The organism is Streptomyces sp. NPDC025833, assembly GCF_055558055.1.
The window spans coordinates 187,341-212,738 of record NZ_JBVHNF010000015.1 but is presented as its reverse complement, the minus strand read 5'-3'; the positions used below and the strand labels follow the sequence as shown (position 1 = coordinate 212,738).

Genomic DNA, 25,398 nt, shown 5'->3' with positions numbered 1-25,398 from the left:
TTACCGCCGGTTGGCCGCCGATCTTGCGGTGCCGCCCGCGGGTACGCGGCACCGGGCATAGGTTGTCCGGGAAGCGACGCCCCCGGCCGGGACGGTCCGGACGGAGGACGATGACGGGAAGCCGACACACGATGGGGGCGGACATGGCCATGCCGAAAGGCTCGAACACCCCGGTGCCGAGCACGGCGCTGCGCGTCGAACTGGGCTGGCGGTCCGGCCCGGGAGTACCGGACGCCGACGCCTCGGCACTGCTGCTGGTGTCCGGAAAGGTGCGCACCGACGGGGACTTCGTCTTCTACAACCAGCCCGCCCACGCCTCCGGCGCCGTGCGCCACGAGGGCAAGCGGACGGCCGGCGACCGGGTCACCGACAGCCTGCTGGCCGACCTCCCCCAGGTGGAGGGCGCCGTCGAGCGGATCGTCCTCGCGGCCTCCGCGGACGGCGGCACGTTCGCACAGGTCCCGGACCTCTACATCGAGGTGACCGACGCCGCCTCCGGGCAGGTCGTCGCCCGCTTCGACAGCCCCGGCGCGAGCGTCGAGACGGCCTTCGTGCTCGGCGAGCTCTACCGCCGCCAGGGCGGCTGGAAGTTCCGGGCCGTCGGCCAGGGCTACGGCAGCGGACTCGCCGGACTGGCAACGGACTTCGGCATCGGCGTGGACGAACCCCCGCGCGCGGCACCGGCCCCGCCCCCGGCCGCCGCGCCCCCACCGCCCGCCGCGGCCCCGGCCGCCGTGCCGCCCCGCCCGGCCACCGCCCCGGCGCCGCCGCCCGCCCCCGCCGCCCCGCCGGTCAGCCTCTCCAAGGTCACGCTCACGAAGGCGGCGCCGTCGGTGTCGCTGGCCAAGCAGGGCGGCACCTCCGGTGTCCTGCGGGTCAACCTCAACTGGCAGATGCGCAGGCAGCCTTCGGGCTGGGGCAGCCGCTGGGGCGGCCGGGGCGCCGACCTCGACCTCGACCTGTGCGCCCTGTACGAACTCACCGACGGCCGCAAGGGAGTCGTGCAGGCCCTCGGCAACGCCTTCGGCTCGCTGCACCGGCCGCCGTACATCCACCTCGACGGCGACGACCGGACCGGAGCCGTGGCCGACGGCGAGAACCTCACCGTCAACCTCGACCACCAGCGCGAGTTCCGGCGCATCCTCGTCTTCGTCACCATCTACGAGGGCGCCAGTTCCTTCGCCGACCTGCACGCCACCGTCACCCTCCGGCCGCAGCACGGCGCCCCCGTCGACTTCTCGCTCGACGAGTGCACCGTCGCCTCCCCGGTGTGCGCGCTCGCCCTGATCACCAACACCGGCGGCGACCTCCTCGTCCGGCGCGAGGCGCGGTACCTGGTGCCGGAGCGCGGCACGAGCCCGCAACGGGCCATGGACCGCGCCTACGGCTGGGGCATGAACTGGACCCCCGGCCGCAAGTGACCGGGCCTCAAGCCTCGTCGGCCACGGCGCCCGGGCGGGCGTAGGTGCGGCCCTTCCAGGCGGCCCCCCGCCCGCGGTGGTGCTGCACCGCGGAGTCGGCCGTCATCAGCAGGTACAGCGCCGCGGTGAACGGCAGCAGCGGGGCGAGCCACAGCGGCTGCCGGTAGTAGCGCAGCATCGGCACGTACGTGCCCGCCATCACCGCCCACGCCGACGCCCCCGCGAGCGCGGTCGCCGCACCGCCGCCGGCCGCGCCCACGGCCACGGCGGCCGGCGGCACCAGGTACACCAGCGCGAGCCCGGCGACCGTCCCCAGGAGCAGCAGCGGGTTGTGCCGGAGCTGCGCGTACGCGCTGCGCGAGACCATCCGCCACAGGTCGCCCAGGCGCGGGTAGGGACGCACGCTGTCCACCCGGTCGGCCAGCCCCAGCCACACGTGGCCGCCCGCACCCTTCACGGCGCGCGCGAGCGCCACGTCGTCGATGACGGCGTGCCGGATCGAGTCCGGGACGCGCGCCTTCTCCGCCATGTCCGCGCGCAGCAGGACGCAGCCGCCCGCCGCCGCGGCCGTCCGCCCTCCCCTGCGGCCGATCCACCGGAAGGGATAGAGCTGCGCGAAGAAGTACACGAACGCCGGGACCACGAGCCGCTCCCACGGGCTCACCACCCGCAGCCGCGCCATCTGCGACACGACGTCGAAGCCCCCGGTGCGGGCCGCCGCCACCAGCGCGCGCAGGCTGTCCGGCGCGTGCGCGATGTCCGCGTCCGTCAGCAGCAGGTACTCGGGGTCCCGCGCGCGTGCCAGCCCGATGCCGTGCCGCACCGCCCACAGCTTGCCCGTCCAGCCCGCCGGCGGCTCACCGGGCGATCCCACCGTCAGCGGCAGCCCCCCGTGCCGCCGGGACAGCTCGCGGGCCAGCTCCCCGGTGCCGTCCGTGCTCCCGTCGTCCACGAGGAAGACCTCGGCCCGCCCCGGATAGTCCTGCGCCAGCAGCGACGGCAGGCTCGCGGGCAGCACGGCGGCCTCGTCGCGGGCCGGCACGACCACGCAGACCGGCGGCCACGCGTCCGGATCCCGGCGCCGCGGCAGCCGGACGTCGGTGCGCCAGAAGAAGCCCTGGGCGAGCAGCAGCCAGCACCAGGCGGCCAGTGACACGACGGTGATCCACAGGAAGGCGCTCACGGCCGCAGTCTGCCCCACCCCGGCGGCCCACAGGGGCGCATCGTCTATCGTGGCCAGGTGAAGATCGCGCTCATGGACTCCGGAATCGGCCTGCTTCCCGCTGCTGCGGCGGTACGCCGGCTGCGGCCCGACGCGGATCTCGTGCTCTCGTGGGACCCGGACGGCATGCCGTGGGGACCGCGCACCCCGCAGGACATCACCGAGCGGGCCGTCGCCGTCGCCGGGGCCGCCGCCGCGCACCGGCCCGACGTCCTGATCGTCGCCTGCAACACCGCCTCGGTGCACTCCCTGCCGGCGATGCGCGCCCGCTTCGAGCCGGACCTGCCGATCATCGGCACCGTCCCGGCGATCAAGCCCGCGGCCGCGGGCGGCGGACCCGTCGCGATCTGGGCCACCCCGGCCACGACCGGCAGCGCCTACCAGCGCGGGCTCATCGAGCGCTTCGCCGACGGCGTGAGCGTGACCGAGGTGGCGTGCCCGGGCCTCGCCGACGCCGTGCACCACGCGGACGAGACGGCCATCGACGCCGCGATCGCCTCGGCCGCCGCCCGCACCCCGGACGACGTGACCACGCTCGTCCTGGGCTGCACCAACTACGAACTCGTCGCCGAACGCATCCGGGCGGCCGTCCAGCGGCCCGGCCGCCCGCCCCTCGTCCTGCACGGCACGGCGGGAGCGGTGGCCGCGCAGGCCCTGCGCCGGATCGGCGTGGAGCCGGCCCCGGCCGCCGTCGCCGGCACCGGCCTCACCGTGCTGCTGAGCGGTCGCGAGGCGACGCTCCCGGACACCGCGCTGTCCTACGCCGAGGGCCGCTTCCTCCGGGCGGTCAGCTCCGTCCGCTGACCCGCGGGACACGGCCCCGGCGGCCCGGCCCGCCGCGCTCCGCCCGGGCCGGCCGTCCCGCGCCTTGCCCTACCCGCGCGGCGAAACCTGGGTAACCTCATAGTCATGAGGGACCACCCCGACGGCGACGACAGGCCCCACCCGGACGTCTGGACGGGACGGGCCACCAACCGGGTCCAGTGGCTGCTCGCCCTGGTCGGAGCCGCCTGCATGGCACTGGGCATCGAACTGGCCGTCGACTCGGCCTGGACCTCCGGCGTCGCCCCGCTGGTGATGTCCGTCGTGGGCTGCATCGCGGCGGGCCTGCTGGTCCTCTTCGGCACGCTCGCCTTCGTGCACGTCGACCTCAAGCTGGACAAGGAGTGCGTCGAGGTGCGCTGCGGGCACGCGGGGCTGCCGCGCCGCCGCATCCCGCTCTCCCACGTGGCCGGCGCCGACTTCACCGCCGTGGTCACCCCCCGGCAGTGGGGCGGCTGGGGCTACCGCTGGCGCCCCGAGAAGGGCACCGCGGTCGTCGTGCGCCGCGGCGAGGGCATCGTGCTGCGCCTGTGGGACGGCCACACCTTCACGGTCACCGTCGACGACGCCGAGGCGGCCGTGCGGGTCATCAGGGACCGGCTCCGCACGATCAGGCCGGGTACGGCGGGCTGACGGGGTCACCCGGAGTCGGGCTTCAGGGTGTCGTCCGGCAACGGGTCTTCGGCGGGGTGCCGCGGACTCCGCCCAACCCTGTACCGGGTTAGGTGTGTGGGCAGCCCACATATGAGCAGCCCACACCCGCATGCCGGTCCGGCCGCGACGTCGAGGGACGACCGCGCGGCCGAGGACCGGGCGGACCGGCGCGGCGCATGACCGGGCCGGACGCGAGACGCGGGGTACGGCGGGAATCCGCCAGGCGCGGCCGCCCGGCGGTCCGGGGTGGTCCTGCCGCCGCTCCCACGGCCCCGGGACCCGCGCCCACCAGCCACGACCGCCGTGCGCCCGGGGCGGAGCATCCTGTCGGCGGTGGCGCGGGCCGCCGTACACTCACCCGGGTGACCGTCACCGCACCTTCCGTGGACCAGCCGGACCAGCTCCGGACGCGCACCGCCCCCGGCGCGCGCCGTGGCCGATTGCTGCGCCTGGTCCCGGCCGCCGCCTCCGCGCTCTGCGGAGTGCTGCTCTACGTCAGCTTCCCGCCCCGGACCCTGTGGTGGCTGGCCCTGCCCGCCTTCGCCGGCTTCGGCTGGCTGCTGCGCGGCCGGAGCTGGAAGGCGGCCCTCGGCCTCGGCTACCTGTTCGGGCTCGGCTTCCTGCTGCCGCTGCTGGTGTGGACGAGCGTGGAGGTCGGGCCCCTCCCGTGGGTGGCCCTGGTCGCCGTCGAGGCGCTCTTCCCGGCCCTGGTCGGCGTGGGCGTCGCGGCGGTCTCCAAGCTGCCGGCGTGGCCGGTGTGGGCCGCGGCGGTGTGGACGGCGGGCGAGGCGGTACGCGCGCGTGCCCCCTTCAGCGGCTTCCCCTGGGGAAAGATCGCGTTCGGTCAGGCCGACGGCGTCTTCCTGCCGCTCGCCGCGGTGGGCGGCACCCCCGTGCTCGGCTTCGCGGTCGTCCTGTGCGGTTTCGGACTGTACGAGGCCGGCCGGCTGATCGCCGAGCGGCGCCGGACCCGCACCGTGCGGCGGGCCGCCGCGACCGCCGCGCTGCTGAGCGTCGCCGTACCGGTCGTGGGCGCGGTCGCGGCCGGGGCCCTGGTCAGCGACAAGGCGGAGGCCGGCACCGCGACCGTGGCCCTCATCCAGGGAAACGTGCCGCGCGCCGGGCTGGAGTTCAACGCCGAGCGCCGGGCCGTGCTCGACTACCACGCCCGCGAGACGCACAAGCTCGCCGCCGGCGTCAGGGCGGGCAAGGTGCCGAAGCCCGACTTCGTCCTGTGGCCGGAGAACTCCTCCGACATCGACCCCTTCGAGTACGCCGACGCCGCGACCGTCATCGAGCAGGCCGCCAAGGACGTGGACGTGCCCGTCTCGGTCGGCAGCGTGGTCGGGCGGGACGGCGATCTGTACAACGAGCAGATCCTGTGGGACCCGGCCGGGGGACCGACGCAGACGTACGACAAGCGGCAGATACAGCCCTTCGGCGAGTACCTCCCGCTGCGCTCGCTCGTCGGCGCGATCAACAAGGACTGGACCGAGATGGCCCGGCAGGACTTCAGCCGGGGCGGCAAGCCGGGTGTGTTCGACATCAAGGGCACGAAGGTCGGCCTGGCCACCTGCTACGAGGCCGCCTTCGACTGGGCCGTGCGGGACACGGTGACGCACGGCGCCGAGATGATCTCCGTGCCGAGCAACAACGCCACCTTCGACCGCAGCGAGATGACCTACCAGCAGCTCGCCATGTCCCGCGTCCGCGCCGTCGAGCACAGCCGCACCGTGACCGTGCCGGTGACCAGCGGGGTCAGCGCGGTCATCATGCCGGACGGGCGGATCACCCAGAAGACCGGCATGTTCGTGCCCGCCCACCTCGTCCAGAAGGTGCCGCTGCGCACCTCCGAGACCCCGGCCACCAGGCTGGGCGTCCTCCCGGAGATCGCCCTGGTGCTGGTCGCCGCGGGCGGGATCGGCTGGGCGGTGGGGTCCGGCCTGCGCACCAGGCGCGCGGGCGGCGCGTAGCCGCGCGGCCACCCCGCGACCGCGGGCACGACCGGGACACGGCCCGGACGTGCCCGGGGCGGACTGCGCCCGATCGCTGCACCACTGTGCCTGACCGCGGCACGACTGCCTCCGAGCGTGGCACCACTGTGCCTGACCGGCGTACGACTGCCCCCGAGCGCGGCACCACGGCGTCCGGTCGCGGCGGCACTGAGCGCCCGGCTGCGGCAGCACCGCGCACGGTCGCGGCACGACCGCCGTACGGGTTCCGGAGTGGCCGGGTGCGGCGGTGCGGCCGCTAGGGTCGGGCCATGGCTATCCCCGAATTCATTCGCGCGCTCAGGGTTTCCGCGGGCCGGCAGCTGCTCTGGCTGCCCGGAGTCACCGCGATCGTTTTCGACGACGAGGGCAGGGTGCTGCTCGGCCGGCGGACCGACACCCGCAGGTGGTCGGTGATCGGCGGCATCGCCGAGCCGGGCGAGCAGCCCGCGGCCTGTGCGGTGCGGGAGGTCTTCGAGGAGACGGCGGTGCGCTGTGTGGCCGAGCGGGTGGTCCTGATCCAGGCACTGGAACCGGTGACGTATCCCAACGGGGACACCTGCCAGTACATGGACATCACCCTCCGCTGCCGGGCCGTGGGCGGCGAGGCGCGGGTCAACGACGACGAGTCGCTGGAGGTCGGCTGGTTCGGGGTGGACGCGCTGCCCGAACTGGACGAGTTCGCGCTGCTCCGGATCAAACAGGCCATGTCCGATGCACCCACATGGTTTGACCCTATGACTGTCGGCTGAACTATGGGTGGTCACCACATGTGGTGACCATGGGGTTCTGCTTAGGGTCGGTACATGACCTCGCCCACCCCCCTGACCGGCCCCGACCCCTGCGCCCAGCCGCTCGCCCTGGACCTCGCCGGCCGTACGGCGCTCGTCACCGGTGCCGCCGGCGGCATCGGCCGCGCCTGCGCGCTGCGGCTGGCCGCCGCCGGGGCCGAGGTGCGCGCAGTCGACCGGGACGCCGCCGGCCTGGCCGAGCTGGCCCGGCGGGCGGAGCGGGCCGGCGACCTGGCCGGCACCGTCGTACCGCGGGTCGTGGACCTCACCGACCTGGACGCCGCCGAGCGCGCCGCCGAGGGCGCCGACGTGCTGGTCAACAACGCCGGCCTGCAACTCGTGCGGTCCATCGAGGAGTTCCCGCCCGAGGTGTTCCACACGGTGCTGACCGTAATGCTGGAGGCGCCCTTCCGCCTCATCCGCGGCGCCCTTCCGCACATGTACGCCCGGGGGTGGGGCCGGATCGTGAATGTGTCCTCTGTCCATGGTCTGCGCGCCTCGGCCTATAAGTCCGCCTATGTGGCCGCCAAACACGGCCTCGAAGGACTGTCCAAGACGGCCGCGCTGGAAGGCGCCCCCCATGGCGTCACCTCGAACTGTGTGAACCCGGCCTATGTGCGCACGCCCCTGGTCGAGAAGCAGATCGCCGACCAGGCAGCGGCGCACGGCATTCCGGCGGAGCGCGTGCTCACCGATGTCCTGCTGAAGGACAGCGCGCTGCGGCGGCTGATCGAACCCGAGGAGGTCGCCGAGGCGGTGGCCTACCTGTGCAGTCCGCAGGCGTCCTTCGTCACCGGCACCTCGCTCGTCCTGGACGGCGGGTGGACGGCCCACTGACCGCGCCGACGGCCCCGGCGCCTGCACCGGCCCCCGCCCTGCTTCCGGTCCTGGTCGCTGCCCCGGCCCGCGCGCCTGTCCCTTTTCCGGCCCCAGCCCCCGCTCCGGCCCCGGCCTCTGTCCCGGTCCCGGCCTCTGTCCCGGCTCCGGTCCTGCTCGGTGTCCCGGGCCCGGGCCCGGGAGTTTTCCACAGGCAGGCCGGGCCGGGCGGCCGATACGGAATCCTGTGACCATGTCCCGCGATCACCTTCAGCCGGTGCCGTCCAGCCGCAGCGCCGAGGCCGCGTACCTCGACCTGCTGACCCGCGACGCCTCCGTGGAAGCCTATGAGCAGCCGGTCCTGCGCGCCCGCGCCGAGGGTGAGCCGGCCGGCCGGATCGCCGCGCTGGAGGAGGCGAGGCTGCTCGCCCTGCGCGTGCGTGCGGAACTGGACGGACGCCGGCGGCGCGAGGCGGAGCTGTCGGCCCTCTTCGAGACCGCGCACGACCTCGCCGGGCTCCGCGACCTGGACGCCGTCCTGCAGGCCATCGTCCAGCGTGCCCGCTCCCTGCTCGGCACGGACGTCGCCTACCTCAGCCTCAACGACCCCGCCCGCGGTGACACCTACATGCGGGTCACGGAGGGTTCCGTCGCCGCCCGCTTCCAGCAGTTGCGCCTCGGCATGGGGGAGGGGCTCGGCGGGCTCGTCGCCCAGACCGCGCGGCCGTACGTCACCGACGACTACTTCAAGGACGCCCGGTTCCAGCACACGCACTCCATCGACTCCGGGGTCCGCGACGAGGGCCTGGTCGCCATCCTCGGCGTCCCCCTGATGCTCGGCCCGCACGTGATCGGCGTCCTCTTCGCTGCGGACCGGCGGGCCCGGGTGTTCGAACGCGCGCAGATCGCGCTGCTCGGGTCCTTCGCCGCGCTCGCCGCGGCGGCCATCGACACCGCGAACCTGCTCACCGAGACCCGCGCCGCCCTGGCCGGCCTGGAGCGCGCCAACGAGATCATCCGGGACCGCAGCGCCGTCATCGAGCGGGCGTCCGAGGTCCACGACCGGCTCGCCGAACTCGTCCTGCGCGGGGGCGGTGTCCACGACGTGGCCGCCGCCGTCTCCCAGGTCCTCGACGGAGCCGTGGAGTTCACGGAGGCCGGGACGGCGCCGGCCGCCGCGCTGGAGGCGTCCCGCGCCGAGGGGCACGCCGTACGGCACGGCGGGGACTGGATCGCGGCGGTTGCCGCGGGCGGCGAGCTCCTGGGCGCGCTGGTGCTGCGCGGCCACCCCGGCCTGGACCCGGTCGACCAGCGCACCCTGGAGCGCGCGGCGATGGTGACCTCGCTGCTGCTGCTCGCCCGGCGCTCCGCCGCCGAGGCCGAACAGCGGGTGCGCGGCGAGCTGCTGGACGACCTGCTGGACGCGCGCGACCGGGACCCGCGCCTGCTGCGTGAGCGCGCCAGCCGTCTCCAGGCCGATCTGACCGCCACCCACGTCGTGTTGGCCGCCCGCCTCGACGGCCCGGCGGCCGACGCCGACGAGGAGGCCGCGGCCCGCCGCCGGCTGTGGTCCGCCGCGTCCCACCTCGCGGCCACCCGGCACGGTCTGGCCGCCGCCCGGGACGGCGGCACCGTCCTGCTGCTGCCGCTGGACGCCGGCGACACCGCCACGGAGGTGGCCCGCCGTACCGCCCGGCACCTGGGCACGGCCGTCCACCAGCCCGTCACGGTCGGTGCGTCGGCGCCGGTCACGGGCCTCGCCGCGCACCCCGAGACCGTGGCCACCGCCTACGCCGAGGGCCGCCGCTGCCTGGACGCGCTGCACCTGCTGGGCCGGGCCGGGGACGGCGCCGCGGCCGAGGACTTCGGCTTCCTCGGCCTGCTCCTCGCGGGCGACCGGGACATCGCGGGCTTCGTCGAGCGGACCATCGGCCCGGTGGTGTCGTACGACGAGCGACGCGGCACGGAGCTGCTGCGCACCCTCGACGCGTACTTCGAGGGCGGGATGAGTCCGGTCCGCACCAAGGACGCGCTGCACGTCCACGTGAACACGGTGGCGCAGCGGCTGGAGCGGGTGGGCCGGCTCCTCGGCGCGGACTGGCAGGCGCCCGCCCGGGCGCTGGAGATCCAGCTGGCCCTGCGGCTGCACCGGCTGGCGGGGCCCGGACGGCGCTGACCGGCCCCGCGCGGGGGCCGGCCGGTGTGGACGCGGGCCGCGGCCCGGGTCAGACGGTGTGTGCCTCGGTGGCCGGCGCCTTCCCCGAGGACTCCCCGGCCTCGTCCTCGACCCGCGCGAGGTCCCGGTGCCGGGTCTCGCGCGAGACGGCCACCGCGATCAGGGTGAGGACGGCGGCGGCGATCACGTACAGCGCGATCGGGGTCGAGCTGTCGTAGTCGGAGAGCAGCGCGGTGGCGATGAGCGGCGCGGGCGCACCGGCCGCCACGGAGGCGAACTGGGCGCCGATGGAAGCGCCCGAGTACCGCATCCGGGTCGCGAACATCTCGGCGAAGAACGCGGCCTGGGGCGCGTACATGGCGCCGTGCAGCACGAGCCCGACGGTCACGGCCAGGATCAGGTACCCGAACGACCCGGTGTCCACGAGCGCGAAGAACGGGAACATCCACAGTCCGACCCCGGCCGCGCCCAGCAGGTACACCGGCCGACGCCCGACCCGGTCGGACAGCGCGCCCCACGCCGGGATGACGGCGAAGTGCACGGCGGAGCCGATGAGCACGGCGTTCAGCGCGGTCTGCTTGGAGACGTCGGCCGAGGTGGTGGCGTAGACGAGGATGAACGCGGTGATGACGTAGTAGCTGATGTTCTCCGCCATGCGGGCGCCCATCGCCACGAGCACGTCCTTCCAGTGGTGGCGCAGCACGGAGACCAGCGGGGTCTTCTCCTCGGCGCCCTCCCGCCGGGTCTCGGCGCGCCGGAGCGCCTCCTTGAAGACGGGCGACTCGTCCACCGACAGGCGGATCCACAGGCCGACGAGCACGAGGACACCGGAGAGCAGGAACGGAATGCGCCAGCCCCAGGAGGTGAAGGCGTCGTCGGACAGCACGGCGGTGAGCAGGGAGAGCACACCCGTCGCCAGCAACTGCCCGGCCGGCGCGCCGGTCTGCGGCCAGGACGCCCAGAAGCCGCGGCGCCGCGCGTCCCCGTGCTCCGACACCAGCAGGACGGCGCCGCCCCACTCGCCGCCGAGCGCGAAACCCTGCACCAGCCGCAGGAGGGTCAGCAGGACGGGAGCGGCGGACCCGACGGTGGCGTGGGTGGGCAGCAGCCCGATGCCGAACGTGGCCCCGCCCATCAGCACCAGGCTCAGCACCAGCAGCTTCTTGCGTCCGAGCCGGTCACCGTAGTGCCCGAACACGAGCGCCCCCAGCGGCCGGGCCGCGAACCCGACGGCGTACGTCAGGAACGACAGCAGCGTGCCGACGAGCGGGTCGGAGTCGGGGAAGAACAGCTTGTTGAACACCAGGGCGGCGGCGGAGCCGTAGAGGAAGAAGTCGTACCACTCGATGGTGGTGCCGATGAGGCTGGCGGCGACGATGCGGGGGAGGTTCGCGGGGGGTGGGGGAGCGGTGGTCTCGGAGGCCATGTGCGCCACTTCCTCAGGTGCGGTGGGGACGGGTACGTGTCGGCACACCGTAGAAACACGCACGTCAAGCGCACATGTGGCGGGGCAACATAGTTCGAGGCTGGTCTATGCGTGTGGCCACCATGTCCGCTCGGCACAGGGCGCTTCAAGGGCCCAGGTGGGAAGCCTGCGTTCCCCAACACGGCCGACAGGCGGGCGACAGGACACGCGCACGGTCCCACTCCCGGTCAGGTGCCCGGTTCCCGCCCGCGCGCCGCCGCGCGGTGCCGGGTGGGCGTGATGCCGCGGCAGCGCTTGAAGGCGACGCTGAGGGCGAAGGCGTCGGAGTAGCCGACCTCGCGGGCGATGGAGGCGACCGTGGCATCGGTGTCGCGCAGCAGATCGGCGGCCAGGGCGACACGCCACGCGGTCAGGTGGGTCAGGGGAGGCTAACCGACGAGCCGGGTGAAAGCGGCGGGCCAGGCCGGACCGGGAGACGCCCAGCTCGGCGGCGAGGGACGGCACGGTCCACGAATGGGCGGGACGGTCGTACATGAGCCGCAGCGCGCCCGCGACGACGGAGTCGTCGGTCGTGCGGTACCAGGCGGGGGGCGTGGTTCCGGGGCCGGTCGAACCAGGCGCGCAGCGTGGAGACGAGCAGCAGGTCCAGCAGCCGGTCCAGAACCGCCTGCTGGCCGGGCCTGTCGCTCCGCAACTCCCGTGCGAGGAGGGTCAGGAGCGTACGGTCGCCGTCGCCCTCCGGGACGACGAGGAGGTCCGGCAGGGAGTCCAGGAGGCGGTCGCCGATCCCCGTCCGGCCCGTGTAGGCGGCGCTGACCAGCAGGGCCGAACCCGGTTCGTCGGTGCTGGTGATGACCTGCCGGGGTGGTGACGCGGGGTCCTCGGTCACGGTGTACGGGGCGGGGGCCGCGCAGGACGGCGACGTCCCCGGGGCCGACCTCGACCGGCTCGCCGCCCGCGGGCACGATCCACACCGTGCCGTCGAGCACGGTGACCAGGGTCGGCCGGGCGCCGCTCGCGAACCGCAGGGACCACCGCGGGCTCATGACCGACCGGGTGAACACGGCTCCGCGTGCCCGCACCCCGTCCAGCAGCTCCGCCAACGTGTCCACCCCGCCAACGTAGCGGCCCGGACATGGGGATGAGCGTCTCGGCCATGGTTCCGCCGCGCACGGGAGGATCTGATGGGGCGCATGACCGAGCACACGATTCTGATCACTGGCGGCACCGGGAAGGTCGGCGGACGCGCCGTGTCCCGACTGCGCGCGAAGGGCGCCGCGGTGCGCGTGGGGTCGCGTTCCGCCGACCCCCGCTTCGACTGGACGGACCGCAGCACCTGGGACGCCGCCCTGGCGGGCGTGCGGAAGGCCTTCGTCGTACCGCACGACGGCGAGCTGCTGACCCGGCCCTTCGTCCGGCGGGCGAGGGAACTGGGGGTCGAACGCGTCGTGCTGCTGTCCGGCCGCGGCGTCGACGTCCCCGGATACGCCGGTGCGGACAGCGGCGCGGGCCGGACGCACATCGACGGCGAGGACGCCGTGCGCACCTGCGGACTGGAGTGGACGATCGTACGGCCTACGTGGTTCGCGCAGAACTTCAGCGACGGCCTCTTCCGTGACGCCGTACTGGCCGGCGAACTGCGTCTGCCCGCCGGGGACGGCGCGGCGAGCTTCGTGGACGCCGAGGACATCGCCGCGGTCGTGGTCGCGGCGCTGACCGAGGACGGGCACGTGGGCAGGACCTACGAGTTGTCCGGCCCCGGCGCGCTGACCATCGGCGAGGCGGTGGCCCTCATCTCCGGGGCCACCGGCCGCACGGTGCGCTACGTGCCCCTCCCGCCCGAGGACTTCATCGCCGAACTGGTCGCCGGGGGCTGGTCCGAGGCCGACGCCGAGGACCACGCCGACGCGGTCGGCCCGATCCGGCGGGACATGGACGGCCACCTGTCCGACGGCGTGCAGGCCGCGCTCGGCCGCCCGCCCCGGCCCTTCGCCCGGTTCGTGACGGACGCGGCCGCCGCCGGCGCGTGGCGCGACCGGCCTGGCGGGCGGCCGGTGGCGGCCACCGGCCCAGCCCACGGAGAGACCACGTCTCCGCGCCCGTGAGGTGCAACGCCCCCGCGAGCCCGGGGTGAGGGGGCGTGACACCCGAGCACCGGTGGTGCCGGTACCCGGCCCGCAGGACGGCCCGCCCCGGAGCGGGCCGACGCGACGACAGCGCACGAGGCACCGGGGAGCCGCAGGCCGTGACGGACCCGTGCACCGGAGGCGCCGGAACGGGCGGCGGGCGCCGCCGTCCCCCGGTGCGCGCCGCGGGCGCGCCGGCCCCCGGGATACTCCCTTGATCGACACGGCCGCGCTCCATAACCTCGTCCGATGGGACATGACGACCTCCCGGTCCTCGAACTCGCCTTCCCCGGCCCGGAACGCGACCGCGGTGTGGCGGCGATCCTCGACGGCCGGAAGACCGCGCTCACCGGTCTCCTGGAGATCTACGAGCACGCCGGGGAAGCGGTGCCGGTGACCGGTCAGCGCTTCTCGGTGGTCGACTCCGGCGGCCGTCCGGCCGTCACGATCGAAGTCGTCGACGTGCGCGTCGTGCCCATCAAGGAGATCGACGACGGCTTCGCGCGGGCCGAGGGGCGCGGTTACCCGGACGCCGCCGCCTGGCGGGCGGCCCACGAGGAGTTCTTCCGGAGCGACGGCGTGAGCGCGTACCTGGGACACACCCCGGTCATCGACGACGAGACCCTCGTCGTCGCGGAGCGCTTCCGCGTGGTCGGACCGGACCCCGCCCCGGACGGCCGGTGACCCGTGCCCGGGCCGACGGGAACGGGGACGGCGGGACGGGGGACGGCGGGACGGGGACCGGACCGGACTGCCCGCACCCCGGGCCGGCGAACTCAGCCGGTGCGCGTGACCGGGGCCCGCAGGCCGAGCCACTGATCGGCGTCCCAGGCCCGGAACCTCTCCGCCTCGGTGAACCCCAGCCTTGCCGCGAGGCGCAGCGAGCGGGTGTTGGCGGTCCGGGTGGCGAGCACCACCGGCTCGCCCGGAAGGACGCCTTCGAGCCAGTCCAGTGCCGCCGCGCACGCCTCGGCGGCACATCCGAAGCCCCACGCCCGCGGCAGGAACAGGTAGCCGAGGTCGACCTTCCCCACGGCGGCGGGACAGACGTGCTCCGTCGCCCTCCTGAGCAGGATCCGGCCGATCATCGCCCCGTCGAGATCGACGACGAAACTCCCGGGCCGCCGCCCGGGCACCTCGGGCATCTCGCGCTCCAGCTCGTCATGCGGGCGGGGGCCGCCGAGATGGGCGTGCACCTCGGCCGAGGCGTACAGTTCGACGAACGCCGCACGGTCCCGGGCCTCGGGCTGACGCAGCACGAGCCTCTCGGTCCTGATCGGTGCGGGCGGCCACGCTACGGCTCCGAGATCATCCATGTCGGCCAGCCAATCAACGGCCTCGGCAGCGGGCAAGACGCGCGGCCCTGCTCGGCTTTTCCCTGAGACGTCTCAGAGGTCCTTGGCCGGCCAGTCGAGCAGCCGGGCGCCGATGACCGCCGTCTGCAGCATGTAGCGGTGTGCCGGGTCGGCCGGGTCGGCGCCGGTCAGTCTGTGGATGCGTTCCAGGCGGTAGGTCATGGCCCGCACGCTGAGCGAGAGCCGGCGCGCGGCCTCGGCGGCCACGCAGCCGGAGTCGAAGTAGGCGCTGAGCGTGGAGAGGAGCGGCTCCGCGCCCCCGCGCGCGGCGGTGAGCGGGCCGAGGGTGCCGAGGACGAGGTCCGCCATGGCCTGCCGGTCCCGGGTCAGCACCGGATAGACCAGCAGGTCGGCGGCGCGCAGCACGGGTTCGTCCAGGCCCAGCCGCTCCGCCAGTTCGAGGGTGTTCAGGGCCTCCTCGTAGGACTGGACCACTCCGCCGGGGCCGGGCTGCGGGCGGCCGATCGCCACCGTGCCGCCGTCGGTGGCGGCGTGGGCCTGCTTGGCGAAGTACGGGAGGATCTCGTCCTCGTGGCCAGGGGCGACGCACAGCAGCCGGCCGTCCTTCGTGGTGAGCAGGACGTCGCGGTCGCCGAAGCGGCCCAGCAGCGCCTGTTCCACCTGCCGGGCGACCGGGGCGCCCTCCTCGTAGGCCACCGGGCCCTGAGCGACGGCGACCGCGTGGGCGTGGTAGAGGCGCAGGCCGAAGCGTTCGGCGCGTTCGGCGAGGCGGCCGAGGTCGCTGCGGCCGTACAGCAGGTCGTCGATGAACTCCCGCCGGGCCGCCTCCTCCTGGCGCACGGCCAGGCGCTGGGCGCGCTCGTAGCCCTCGGCGAAGGCGTCCACCGCCTGGTGCACGGCGGCCAGCACGGTGTCGGTCGCGCCGGGGCCGTGCGTCCGGACGGTGCGCGCGGCGGCCAGGTGGGCGCCGACGAGGGACCGCAGTCCGTAGCCCGCCTCCGCAGCCTGTTCGCCGAGGATCCGCCGGGACCCGATCTCGTCCCGGGTCAGGCGGCGGCCCGTGGCCGCGACATCGGCCAGGATGCGGGCGTAGCCGTCCAGATACCGCTCGGGAATGTCCCGCTCCGTCACCGCGCCCCCAGGTTCCGACGTGCCGGGACGCGTACGTGGCGGGTCACCGGCATGCAGACCCTAGTGAACATTGCCGGATGACGGCAATGCGCGGGTGTGTGCCGCTCGTCCATCATGACGTGCGGGGGAGCACTGCGGAAGGTCCGGGTGCCGGACACCGGCAGGTGCCCCGGTACCCGGATCCCCTGGACGGGAGCAGTGCGCCTTTCACCGACGCGCGCCTGCCTCTTCGACCGCCCCATGCCCCAAGGACGTATGCCATGTCTGTCATCGGCGTCCTCGCCATCGCCCTCATCCTCCTCCTCGCCCTCGTGCTGCTCGTCGTCTCCCGGCTGTTCCGCAAGGTGGAGCAGGGCAAGGCGCTGATCGTCTCCAAGATGCGCAAGGTCGACGTGACCTTCACCGGGCAGATCGTGCTGCCGGTGCTGCACAAGGCCGAGGTGATGGACATCTCGGTGAAGGCGATCGAGATCACCCGGGCCGGCAAGGAGGGGCTGATCTGCAGGGACAACATCCGTGCCGACATCCGGATCTCGTTCTTCGTCAAGGTCAACAAGACCGTCGAGGACGTCGTCAAGGTCGCCCAGGCCGTCGGCACCCAGCGGGCGAGCGACCAGCGGACCCTGCAGGAGCTGTTCCACGCGAAGTTCTCCGAGGCGCTGAAGACCGTCGGCAAGCAGCTCGACTTCACCGACCTGTACACCAAGCGGGAGGAACTGCGGTACCGGATCATCGAGGTGATCGGCGTCGACCTGAGCGGCTACCACCTGGAGGACGCGGCGATCGACTACCTGGAGCAGACGCCGCTGACCCAGCTCGACCCGGCCAACGTCCTCGACGCCCAGGGCATCCGCAAGATCACCGAGTTGACGGCCGTGGAGCACGTGCGCACCAACGAGGCACAGCGCAACGAGGAGAAGGAGATCACCCGGCAGAACGTCGACGCCCGCGAGGCGGTGCTGGAGCTGGAGCGCCGGCAGGCGGATGCCGAGATCAAGCAGCGGCGGGAGATCGAGACGTCCCGGGCCCGTGAGGAGGCCGAGACCGCGCGGGTGGTGGAGGAGGAGCGGCTGCGCGCCCAGTCCGCCTTCCTGCGGACCGAGGAACAGCTCGGCGTGCAGCGCGAGAACCAGGCCCGCGAGGTCGCCGTCGCCGCCAAGAACCGCGAGCGGGTCATCGCCGTCGAGAACGAGCGCATCGAGAAGGACCGCCTGCTGGAGGTCATCGCGCGGGAGCGGGAGACCCAGCTGACCAGGATCGCCGCCGAGAAGGAGGTCGAGGCGGACCGGCGGGACATCGCCGAGGTCATCCGCGAACGCGTCGCCGTGGACCGTACGGTGGCCGAGCAGGAGGAGGCCATCAAGAAGCTGCGCGTGGTCGAGGAGGCGGAGCGCCTGCGCCAGTCCGCGGTCATCGCGGCGGAGGCCGAGGCGCAGGAGCAACTGGTCAAGAACATCAAGGCCGCGGAGGCCGCCGAGCAGGCGGCCACCCACCGGGCCGCCGAGGAACTGACCCTCGCCGAGGCGCGGCTCAAGTCCGCCGACCTCGACGCGCAGGCCAAGCTGCGGCTCGCCGAGGCCGTGCGGGCCGAGGCCGCGGCCGAGGGACTGGCCGCCGTCCAGGTCCGTGACGTGGAGGCCGACGTCATCGAGAAGGCCGGCCGCGCCGAGGCGGAGGCGACCGCGGCCCGGCTGCGGGCCGAGGCCGAGGGCGCCCGGCCATGGCCCTCGCCCAGGCCGCGGCGATCGGCGAGAAGCTCAAGGCGGAGGCCGCCGGCCTCACCGAGAAGGCCGCCGCGATGGCCGCCCTGGACGAGGCGTCCCGCGGGCACGAGGAGTACCGGCTGCGGCTGGAGGCCGAGAAGGACGTCCGGCTGGCCGGCCTGGAGGTGCAGCGCAAGGTCGCCGAGGCGCAGGCCACCGTGCTCGCCACCGGTCTGGAGAACGCCGACATCGACATCGTCGGCGGCGAGTCGCTCTTCTTCGACAAGCTGGTCGGCTCCATCGCGCTCGGCAAGGGCGTCGACGCCTTCGTGCAGCACTCCACGACGGCCCAGGCGCTGGCGAAGCCCTGGCTGGACGGCACGTCGGACTTCACCGACGACATCACCCGCGTCCTGGGCTCGGTGTCCACGGCCGACGTGCAGAACCTGACCGTCTCCGCCCTGCTGATGCGGCTGATGAAGACGGACGGCAGCAACGCCGGGCACCTCCGGCAGCTCCTCGACAAGGCGGGCGAACTCGGCCTCGCCGACACCCCGCTCACCGGCCTCGACGGCGCGGCCAGGGTCTGACCGGGACCGGGCGGAACCGGAGCCGCCGCACGGGGGACGGCAGCTCCGGCACCGCCCGCCCGCCCCACCTCGAAGGGATGAACCGTCCATGGCCACCGCCCCGCGGACCGCTGCGGCCGACGCCGCCGACGCCGCCGACGCCGGCACGTACGAGGTGCTGCGCGACCGCCTGGCCGCGCAGGCAGGCGAGCTGGCGCGGCGCGCCGAACACCTCAACACGCTCCGCACCGAGGAGTTCGGCTCGGCCCGGCTGGAGCTCGCCGGCACCCTGCGGCTGCGCACGGAGCACGCGTGCGTGCCGCGTGACGCCGTGGCCGTCGGGGACGTCCTGCTCGTCGGCGCCACCGACCGGCCCGGCCCGCGCCCGCGGACGGCGGTCGCCGACGTCCTCGCGCTGTACGACCGCGACCTGAACCGGCTGCCCGACACGGCCGTACCGGGCCTGCTGGACGACCCCGCATTCGTCCGCGAGTTCGCGGAGCTGCACCGCTACTACCGGCAGGCCCGCCTGCTCCGGCTCCGCCGGCTCGACGGCAGACTCCTGGCGGTCTGGCGGACCGGCGAGAAGGCGGACGACATCCGCGTGCTGCGCTGGGCCGTGGACGAGAGCGGCCGGCCCACCTTCCTGGACGCGCGCGGCGAGCGCGACGACACCTTCCCGCCCTCCCACGACCTCACCTGGACCGGGACGACCCGCGAGGACCACGTCCTGGGCCGCCACCCGCACGTCTCCGTCCGGGGCGAGCTGTACGTCACCACCATCGGCGGCGCGCTCACCGTCAAGCTGGACAACGACACCGAGACGGGCGAGGGCATCCACAGCGAGCCGGTGGCCGAACCGCTCCAGGCGCTCGCCGACGCGGACATCGCGCACGCGCGCGTGGGCGCCCTGATCCTGCTGCGCGTACGGCCGTACAAGGAGGACGCGCACCGCTACCTGGTGTTCAACACGCTCACCAAGGAGGTCGTCCGCCTGGACGGCATCGGCCGCGCGTGCCGCCGCCTGCCCGAGGACCGGGGCATCGTGTTCCCCGACGGCTACTGCCTGGCCACCGGCGCGCACAAGGCCTACGGACTCGACGCGGCCGGGCTGGAGTTCGAGCGGGAGGTGCGCTCACCCAACGGCGAGGACGTGCTGTTCGCGTTCCACGCGCGCGGGGAGAGCCGCGGACTGCTGCTCTCGTACAACACCATCCGCGAGGAGTTCACCAACCCGCTGTCCTGCCGCGGCTGGGCCCTGTTCGAGGACGGCACCTTCGCCGTGCTGCGCGCCGAGGGCGAGGAGCCGGCGCAGGTCCACCCGGTGCAGCTGTGGAGTTCGCCCTACGTCTCCGACGCCCACGCCGCCACCGCCCCCACCGGGAGCGGCGCGCTGGGGCGCGTGGGCAACGCCGACCTCGTGCGCGGCATCTCCGCCTGCCTGTCCGTCGCCGGTCCGGCACGCGAGGGCGTCTGTACGAGCGAGGGCTACCGGGCGCTGGCCGACGCCTGCGTGCGCGCCGCCGACGCCCACCACTGGCTCGCGGACGCCGACCTGGGCGACCTGCTGGGCGCCCTGGACGCGGTGCGCGCGACGGCCGAGCAGGCGCTGGCCGAGTTCGACACCGTACGGGCGCTGACCCGGCAGGCCGCCGATGCCGTGGACGAGGCCGCCGAACGGATCGCGTCCGTCGTCCGCCGCCTGCGCGGTGAGGCCCCCCGGGAGGCCGCGGCCTGGGTGAGCGGGCTCACCGGCCTGCGACACGCCCACGGCCACCTGCTGACCCTCAAGGAGATGCGGTACGCGGACGGTGCCCGCGTCGACGACCTCGCCGCCCGGGCCGAGGCCGAACTCGCCGCCCTCGGGCAGCGGGCCGTGGCCTTCCTGGCCCGCGAGGACGCCTTCGCCGGCCACCACGAGGAGGCGGAACGGCTCGTCGCCGACGCCGAGGCCGTCACCACCGTCGCCGAGACGGCCCCCGTCGCCGCCCGCCTGGACGAACTCGGCGGCTCCCTCCGCACGATCAGCGAGGTCGTCGCCGCCCTCGACATGGGCGACGCCACCGTGCGCACGTCCGTCCTGGAACGCATCGCCGGGGTGCTGGCCGGCGTCAACCGGGCCCGCGCCACCCTGGACGCCCGCCGCCGCGCACTGGCCGACCGGGAGGGCCGCGCCGAGTTCGCCGCCGAGACGGCACTGCTCGGCCAGGCCGTCACCGCCGCCCTCGCGGCCGCGGACACCCCGCAGGCCTGCGACGAGCAGCTCGCCCGGCTCCTGACCGGCCTGGAGGACCTGGAGTCCCGCTTCGCGGAGTCCGACGACCTCCTCGGCGCCCTCGCCGACAAGCGGACCGGGATCCACGACGCCTTCACCGCGCGCAAGCAGTCCCTTTCCGACGCCCGCGCCCGCCGCGCCGAACAACTCGCCGCCTCCGCCGCCCGGGTCCTGGAGACCGTCGCCCGGCGCTGCGCCACGCTCCCCGACGCCGACGCGATCGCCACCTACTTCGCCTCCGACCCGATGGTGGCCAAGGTCCGCCGTACCGCCGGCGAACTGCGCGACCTCGGCGACAGCGTGCGGGCCGAGGAACTCGACGGCCGCCTGAGGACCGCCGGCCAGGAAGCCCGCCGCGCCCTGCGCGACCGCACCGACCTGTACGCCGACGACGGCCGCACCCTCCGCCTCGGCACCCACCGCTTCGCCGTCAACACCCAGCCCCTCGACCTCACCCTCGTCCCGCACGGCGACGACCTCGCCTTCGCCGTCACCGGCACCGACTACCGCGCCCCGGTCACCGCCCCCGGCCCGGCGGACACGCGCGCGCACTGGCACCGCACCCTGCCCTCGGAGTCACCGGAGGTCTACCGCGCCGAGCACCTCGCCGCCCGCCTGCTGCGCGCACCCGGCCCGGCCGCCCTGGCCGGGGCCGCGGACCTGCCGGCCCTCGTGCGCGCGGCGGCGCGGGAGGCGTACGACGAGGGCTACGAGAGCGGCGTCCACGACCACGACGCGACCCTCGTCCTCACCGCGCTCCTCCCCCTGTACGAAGGGGCCGGGACCCTGCGCCACGAGCCCGCCGCCCGCGCCGCCGCCCAGCTCCACTGGGCCCACGGCACCACCCCCGGCGCGCGCCAGGCGTGGACCCGGCGGGCCCTCTCGCTGGCCCGCGTCCGGGACACGTTCGGCGCGGCGGGCGCCATCGCCGACCTGGAACGGGAGCTGGCGCGGGAGATCGGCGGGCCCCACGCGGCAGCCGCCGCCTCCTACCTCGTCGAGGAGCTGACCGGCACCCCCGAGGGGTTCGTCCTCGGCGCGGGCACCCGCGCCCTGCTGGACAAGTTCCGCCGCACGGCCGGCGCGAGCGCCTACGACGACGACCTGGCCGCCCTCGACGACCCGGCCGCCCGCCGGCAGCTCGTCGAGGCGTGGCTGTCCTCGTACGCGGCCGCCGCCGGCACGGACCTCGCGGCGGGCGACCTCGCCGAGGCCGTGGCGGCCGAACTCTGCCCCGGCCTGCCGCGCTACGACGCCGACGCGCCTCTCACGGTGACCGTCGAGGGCCTGCTGGGCACGCACCCGCGGATCACCGGACGCCGCCTGCCCCTGCGCCTCGACGAGTTCCTCGCCCGCACGGCGCGCTTCGCCGAGCACGACGTACCGGCCCACCGCGCCTGGCGGCGACAGCGCACCGCCCTGGTCACCGCCGAACGCGCCCACCTGCGCCTGGACGACCACCGGCCGCGCGTCATGTCGTCCTTCGTCCGCAACCGGCTCGTCGACGAGGTCTACCTGCCGCTCATCGGCGACAGCCTGGCCAAGCAGCTCGGCACGACGGGCGAGTCCAAGCGCACCGACACCGGCGGCCTGCTGCTGCTCCTCTCCCCGCCCGGCTACGGCAAGACGACCCTCATGGAGTACGTGGCCGACCGTCTCGGGCTGATGCTGGTGAAGGTCAGCGGCCCGGCCCTCGGCCACGCGGTCACCTCGCTCGACCCCGGCGAGGCCCCCAACCTCACCGCACGCCAGGAGGTCGAGAAGATCAACTTCGCGCTGGCCGCGGGCAACAACACCCTCCTCCACCTGGACGACATCCAGCACACCTCACCCGAACTGCTGCAGAAGTTCATCCCGCTGTGCGACGCCACCCGCCGCATCGACGGCGTCCGGGACGGCGAGCCGTGCACGTACGACCTGCGCGGCAAGCGGTTCGCGGTCTGCATGGCCGGCAACCCCTACACCGAGTCCGGCAGCCGCTTCCGGGTGCCGGACATGCTCGCCAACCGTGCCGACGTGTGGAACCTGGGCGAGGTCCTGACCGGCAGGGCCGACGCCTTCGCGCTCAGCTTCCTGGAGAACGCGCTCACCGCGAACCCGGTCCTCGCCCCGCTCGCCGGCCGCGACCGCGCCGACCTCGACCTGCTGGTCCGCCTCGCCCAAGGCGATCCGACGGCCCGTGCCGACCGGCTGTCCCAGCCGCGCCCGCCGGCCGAGCTGGAGCGGATCCTGGCCGTGCTGCGCCACCTGCTGACCGCCCGCGAGACGGTCCTCGCGGTCAACGCGGCCTACATCGCCTCGGCGGCCCAGGCGGACGCCTCCCGTACCGAACCGCCCTTCCGGTTGCAGGGGTCCTACCGCAACATGAACAAGATCGCCCAGCGCGTCCGGCCGGTCATGAACGACGCCGAACTGGCCGCCCTGGTCGACGACCACTACGCGGCGGAGGCCCAGACCCTGACCACGGGCGCCGAGGCCAACTTGCTCAAACTGGCCGAACTGCGCGGCACGACGACGGCCGCACAGGCGGCCCGCTGGGCCGAGGTGAAGGCGGCGTACGTCCGTACCCAGACCCTCGGCGGCCCGGAGAACGACCCCCTCACCCGGGCCGTGGCGGCACTCGGCCTGCTCGCGGACCGGATCTCCGCCGTCGAGACGGCCATCACCCGCGCGACCGGCCCGCTCCCCGGCCCGCACGCCCGGCACGCGGCCGAGCGGGAACGCTCCTGACGGCGCGCCCCGCCCTCGTGACCGTCACGTCCCCGGGCCGGGGCAGCGGTCAGCGGCTCGTTCAACGTGGAAAATTCTGTGGCAGCGGAATGGACGGCATGCGGTTCGGCGGCTGTCCATCCCCGCGCACCGGTCGGTGACCCCGCTGTCCGGGCACGCGGCGCGACGGCTCCCACCGGAACGCCCGGCCCGCGGCCCGGCGGGGCCCGGGCAGGCGGGGCGGAACGCCCGACCGGCGGCCGCATCACCGCGTCCCCCGCCGGGCCGCCACGGGGCCGCCGGAACCCGGCGGCCCCGTGGCGGCCCGGGCCGAGGACCCCCGCGCGTGCCGGCCCCGCGCCCACCGGATTGTCATGTCTATGCAATCGGCGCCCACGAGGACCGCCACTGCCGCTCCACGAGTCAAGACGCCGGGGGCGCCGGGCCGCCCGCTCCGCGCGTCCGTCCACCAATGGTTACTCGTGAGTAGTAATAAGCTGGGTGAACGTGAGAACCGTTCGTGAGACGACCACGCCGGACAGCGGCTCGACCCTGAGGAGCAACCGATGACATCGCAGAACGAGCGCGCCGTGCTGGCGGGCGGCTGCTTCTGGGGCATGCAGGACCTGATCCGCAAGCAGCCGGGGGTGCTGGCCACCCGAGTCGGGTACAGCGGCGGTGACACGCCGAACGCCACCTACCGGAACCACGGCGACCACGCCGAGGCCATCGAGATCATCTTCGACCCCGCGGTCACGAGCTACCGCGACATCCTGGAGTTCTTCTTCCAGATCCACGACCCGAGCACGCGCGACCGCCAGGGCAACGACATCGGGCGCAGCTACCGGTCCGCGATCTTCTACACCGACGAGGAACAGCGCCGCACCGCCGTGGACACCATCGCGGACGTCGAGGCGAGCGGCCTGTGGCCGGGCAAGGTGGTCACCGAGGTCGAGCCCGTGGGCGACTTCTGGGAGGCCGAGCCCGAGCACCAGGACTACCTGGAGCGCTACCCGAACGGCTACACCTGCCACTTCCCGCGGCCGGACTGGAAGCTGCCGCGCCGGTCCTCGGCCCCGGCGAACTGAGGCGGCGGCCCACCGCCCCCGGCACACAGGGTCCCCCGCCACGGCACCGCGCGCGTGGCGGGGGACGCCGGTTCCGGGCCCGGTTCACGCCCTTCGCCGCCGCCTGATCGGCTCTCCCACGCGGTGCATGTGGGTCAGGGCCTCGCGGTAGGACTCGATCAGCCCGGTCTCGTGGTACGGCACCCCGATCTCGGCGCAGTACCGCCGGACGATCACCTGGGCCCGGGGCAGGTGCACCGTGGGCATGCTCGGGAAGAGGTGGTGCTCGATCTGGTAGTTGAGCCCGCCCAGCAGCACGTCGGTGAGCCGGCCGCCGCGTACGTTGCGCGACGTCAGCACCTGGCGGCGCAGGAAGTCGAGCGGCTGGTCGCCGGTGAACGTCGGCATGCCCTTGTGGTTCGGCGCGAAGGTGCAGCCCAGGTACACCCCGAACAGGCACTGGTTCACGGCGAGGAACGCCACCGCCTTGCCCGGCGGGAGCACCAGGAACACCGCCGAGAGGAGAGCGGCGATGTGCAGCAGGAGCAGGCCGCCCTCCAGCCACCGCTTCCTCATCGAGGGTGAGCGCAGCGCGCGCAGGCTCGCCACGTGCAGGTTGAAGCCCTCCAGCGTCAGCAGCGGGAAGAACAGCAGGGCCTGGTGGCCGCCCAGCAGCCGGGCCAGACCCCGGCTGGCGCGGGCCTGCTCGGTGGACCACACCAGGATGTCCGGGGCGACGTCGGGGTCGAGTTCCTCGTGGTTGGGGTGGGCGTGGTGGCGGGTGTGCTTGTTCATCCACCAGCCGTAGCTCATGCCTATGCCGAGATTGCCGAACAGCCGTCCGCCGATCTCGCTGTGCCGGCGGCGCCGGAAGACCTGCCGGTGCGCCAGGTCGTGCGCGATGAGGGCGACCTGACCGAACACCAGGGCCAGGAAGGCCGCCACGGCCAGTTGCCACCACGTGTCCCCGAGCGCGAGGAAGGCCCCCCAGCCCGCGGCGAACAGCGAGACCACCAGGCCGAGCCGCACGGTGTAGTAGCCCGGACGCCGCTCCAGCAGGCCGGCCTCCGCGATCCGCCGGGACAGTACGGCGAAGTCGCTGCCGGCACCGGAACGCGACGCGCCCGTGTCGGCGGCCGGGCCGGGGGGAGCGAGGGAGACATCGGGAGAGGTCGTCATGCCG

The 25,398-nt window shown here is 74.4% G+C and carries 16 protein-coding genes and 2 pseudogenes; 12 read left to right on the top strand and 6 right to left on the bottom strand.

Annotated elements, in window-relative coordinates; translation table 11 throughout:
- Positions 1-149: 149 nt before the first annotated feature.
- Complete coding sequence (locus ACZ4K2_RS26790; protein ID WP_467476583.1) at positions 150-1,421, top strand: TerD family protein; 1,272 nt, start codon at positions 150-152, stop codon at positions 1,419-1,421.
- 7 nt (positions 1,422-1,428) lie between these two features.
- Here the strand turns inward: ACZ4K2_RS26790 and ACZ4K2_RS26785 are convergent, their stop codons facing one another.
- Complete coding sequence (locus tag ACZ4K2_RS26785; protein ID WP_467476164.1) at positions 1,429-2,622, bottom strand: glycosyltransferase; 1,194 nt, start codon at positions 2,620-2,622, stop codon at positions 1,429-1,431.
- Between the two features lie 39 nt (positions 2,623-2,661).
- Between ACZ4K2_RS26785 and ACZ4K2_RS26780 the strand changes: the two genes are divergently transcribed.
- The 6 genes from ACZ4K2_RS26780 (at position 2,662) to ACZ4K2_RS26755 (ending at position 9,893) form a co-directional block, all read left to right on the top strand.
- Positions 2,662-3,447 carry a glutamate racemase gene (locus ACZ4K2_RS26780; protein ID WP_467476166.1) on the top strand — a complete coding sequence of 262 codons (786 nt, stop codon included), beginning with the start codon at positions 2,662-2,664 and terminating at the stop codon, positions 3,445-3,447.
- A 105-nt stretch (positions 3,448-3,552) separates the two neighbouring features.
- Positions 3,553-4,098 (top strand): hypothetical protein, encoded by a 546-nt coding sequence (locus ACZ4K2_RS26775; RefSeq protein ID WP_467476169.1) that lies wholly within the window; start codon positions 3,553-3,555, stop codon positions 4,096-4,098.
- 383 nt (positions 4,099-4,481) lie between these two features.
- Complete coding sequence (gene lnt, locus ACZ4K2_RS26770) at positions 4,482-6,092, top strand: apolipoprotein N-acyltransferase (protein WP_467476172.1); 1,611 nt, start codon at positions 4,482-4,484, stop codon at positions 6,090-6,092.
- 290 nt (positions 6,093-6,382) lie between these two features.
- Positions 6,383-6,862 (top strand): NUDIX hydrolase, encoded by a 480-nt coding sequence (locus ACZ4K2_RS26765; RefSeq protein WP_467476174.1) that lies wholly within the window; start codon positions 6,383-6,385, stop codon positions 6,860-6,862.
- A 54-nt stretch (positions 6,863-6,916) separates the two neighbouring features.
- Entirely contained in the window at positions 6,917-7,738 is an 822-nt protein-coding gene (locus ACZ4K2_RS26760) for a 3-hydroxybutyrate dehydrogenase (RefSeq protein WP_467476176.1), read from the top strand.
- Positions 7,739-7,970: 232 nt separating this feature from the next.
- Entirely contained in the window at positions 7,971-9,893 is a 1,923-nt protein-coding gene (locus ACZ4K2_RS26755; protein WP_467476179.1) for a helix-turn-helix domain-containing protein, read from the top strand.
- 49 nt (positions 9,894-9,942) lie between these two features.
- On the opposite strand, the gene ACZ4K2_RS26750 is transcribed toward ACZ4K2_RS26755, so the two are convergent.
- Positions 9,943-11,319, bottom strand: a complete 1,377-nt coding sequence (locus tag ACZ4K2_RS26750; protein ID WP_467476181.1) for an MFS transporter — start codon at positions 11,317-11,319, stop codon at positions 9,943-9,945.
- A 227-nt stretch (positions 11,320-11,546) separates the two neighbouring features.
- Positions 11,547-12,431 (bottom strand): annotated as a pseudogene (locus ACZ4K2_RS26745) (AraC family transcriptional regulator).
- An 81-nt stretch (positions 12,432-12,512) separates the two neighbouring features.
- Here ACZ4K2_RS26745 and ACZ4K2_RS26740 point away from each other — a divergent pair.
- Positions 12,513-13,424, top strand: a complete 912-nt coding sequence (locus ACZ4K2_RS26740; RefSeq protein WP_467476184.1) for an NmrA family NAD(P)-binding protein — start codon at positions 12,513-12,515, stop codon at positions 13,422-13,424.
- A gap of 270 nt (positions 13,425-13,694) precedes the next feature.
- Positions 13,695-14,129, top strand: a complete 435-nt coding sequence (locus ACZ4K2_RS26735) for an ASCH domain-containing protein (protein WP_467476185.1) — start codon at positions 13,695-13,697, stop codon at positions 14,127-14,129.
- 92 nt (positions 14,130-14,221) lie between these two features.
- Here the strand turns inward: ACZ4K2_RS26735 and ACZ4K2_RS26730 are convergent, their stop codons facing one another.
- Positions 14,222-14,761 (bottom strand): GNAT family N-acetyltransferase, encoded by a 540-nt coding sequence (locus ACZ4K2_RS26730; protein ID WP_467476186.1) that lies wholly within the window; start codon positions 14,759-14,761, stop codon positions 14,222-14,224.
- Between the two features lie 72 nt (positions 14,762-14,833).
- Positions 14,834-15,892: a PucR family transcriptional regulator gene (locus ACZ4K2_RS26725; RefSeq protein WP_467476188.1), complete on the bottom strand. Its 1,059-nt coding sequence runs from the start codon at positions 15,890-15,892 to the stop codon at positions 14,834-14,836.
- Positions 15,893-16,152: 260 nt separating this feature from the next.
- On the opposite strand from ACZ4K2_RS26725, the pseudogene ACZ4K2_RS26720 reads away from it, so the two are divergent.
- From ACZ4K2_RS26720 to msrA, 3 genes and pseudogenes are all read left to right on the top strand, one after another.
- Positions 16,153-18,185: pseudogene (locus ACZ4K2_RS26720) on the top strand (flotillin family protein).
- 88 nt (positions 18,186-18,273) lie between these two features.
- The gene (locus ACZ4K2_RS26715) at positions 18,274-23,169 is read left to right on the top strand and encodes a DNA repair ATPase (RefSeq protein ID WP_467476190.1); all 4,896 of its coding nucleotides are present in this window, start codon (positions 18,274-18,276) and stop codon (positions 23,167-23,169) included.
- A gap of 545 nt (positions 23,170-23,714) precedes the next feature.
- Entirely contained in the window at positions 23,715-24,236 is a 522-nt protein-coding gene (msrA, locus tag ACZ4K2_RS26710) for a peptide-methionine (S)-S-oxide reductase MsrA (protein ID WP_467476191.1), read from the top strand.
- An 84-nt stretch (positions 24,237-24,320) separates the two neighbouring features.
- Here msrA and ACZ4K2_RS26705 read toward each other — a convergent pair whose 3' ends face one another.
- Positions 24,321-25,394, bottom strand: coding sequence for a fatty acid desaturase family protein (locus ACZ4K2_RS26705; protein ID WP_467476193.1), 1,074 nt, complete (start codon positions 25,392-25,394; stop codon positions 24,321-24,323).
- Between the last annotated feature and the right edge of the window lie 4 nt (positions 25,395-25,398).